The sequence below is a fragment of the Acinetobacter sp. BY419 genome (assembly GCF_019038395.1).
Taxonomy (GTDB): Bacteria; Pseudomonadota; Gammaproteobacteria; order Pseudomonadales; family Moraxellaceae; genus Acinetobacter.
The window spans coordinates 1-1,413 of the sequence record NZ_JAGFXZ010000074.1 but is presented as its reverse complement, the minus strand read 5'-3'; the positions used below and the strand labels follow the sequence as shown (position 1 = coordinate 1,413).

The window sequence follows — 1,413 nt, the reverse complement described above, 5'->3', positions numbered from 1 at the left end:
AGTTCGAGTCTCCTTTCCCGCTCCAGATTCTAAAAAAGCCCTGATCTTTCGTTCAGGGCTTTTTTATTGCGTTTAAATTCTTATCGTTTATTATCAGGAATGATCTGGCCCTTATCCGATGGAGACAGGATTATTGGCTTGCTGTATTTCAACTCCTACCCCGATATGCGACCTATCATACTGCTCCATCCAGGGGGAAGCGCCATAAAACCCCCCGTTCAACTGCGAATAATTAATCAGCTCTTCACGGAAGTAGTTAAAATACACCTGATCGACCTTGCCCGGATTTCTCCAGAATTTAGCCAGCGGACGCTGGTTGGTCAGCTTGGGCAAATTATAGAGCGCATAGCCCAACACCTTGACAGGAATATGGTGATAGAGAGCCTGAATGCCGGTGGTACTATTTACTGCGACAAAACCCAGGCTATTTTTTAATAGCGTAGGTAAATGGATATCACAAAAATAGTGAATACGCCCTTCAACATCATGAGACTTCGCCAGCTGACGAATGTAAGAGGCATAATTACGATATCCACGATCCATGGGATGATGTTTAAGCACCAAATGATGATATGGATCTGCATGCTGGGCAAAATCACAGATGACCATTTCAATGTACTTTTTCATGCACTTTAAATCGGAATGGGTCCGGATTTGAAAATCGTTATGCACTTGTAGTGCAAAAACAAAATAGCGTTTTTTATAGCTTTGCATAAATGCATTAAAATGTTTTTCTTCTATCCACGAATTCTTGATCCGTCGCATACCTGAGCAGATCCAATAATAGATTTCAGCCCAAATGCTCATCTGCCGGTGGTGTTTATAATGGGGATATTTCCAGGAAAAAATCAGCATAAACAGGTAATAGGTCATCACACTGGCTACCATCGAGCGGTAGCTGTTATTGACTTCGGAAATTCCCTCAATCTGGCTATGTTTATGTTTCCTGGTTTTCAACTTCAAATGCGATAAAAAGTTGGAAAAGAAATTAACGCCATCCTGCTCAAAGGTAATGTAGTTCGGCCGGATATAGCCTTCCTCAAAAGCAAAGAAGTTAATCTGATGCTTGGATGCCACTTTTTTTGCAATTTGATGGTATTGGCGGCAGTCACCAAAGCATACCACCGCATCAATGTCCTGGCTTAACAGCAGATCTTCAATCCAGGCTGAAAATTCAGCAGAAGAGCCGGTAAAATCAAAATTATATTCAAAAGAACGTGAAAAGAACTGATCTCCGCCATTCAGGTTTACTTTAAAGCAATGAATATCATGGTCTTTTAGCCATGCAGAAAAACGAGTAAAAAAGTTCCCCATGGGGCCCTGCAACAGCAGAACCCGTTCAGAAAGTAATAAACGGTTTATATGGACGGACATAAAGAAATTAACCTATTTTTTTTAGCATATTATACAGGG

Annotated in this window: 1 protein-coding gene; it reads right to left on the bottom strand. The window is 41.0% G+C overall.

Annotated features, from left to right (window positions below; genetic code table 11):
- Positions 1–111: 111 nt before the first annotated feature.
- Positions 112–1,374: a capsule biosynthesis protein gene (locus KUG37_RS14610; RefSeq protein ID WP_216938519.1), complete on the bottom strand. Its 1,263-nt coding sequence runs from the start codon at positions 1,372–1,374 to the stop codon at positions 112–114.
- Between the last annotated feature and the right edge of the window lie 39 nt (positions 1,375–1,413).

Coding starts and splice junctions, on each gene's coding strand:
- KUG37_RS14610 (WP_216938519.1), bottom strand. CDS start 1,374: ATGTCCGTCCATATAAACCGTTTATTACTTTCTGAACGGGTTCTGCTG.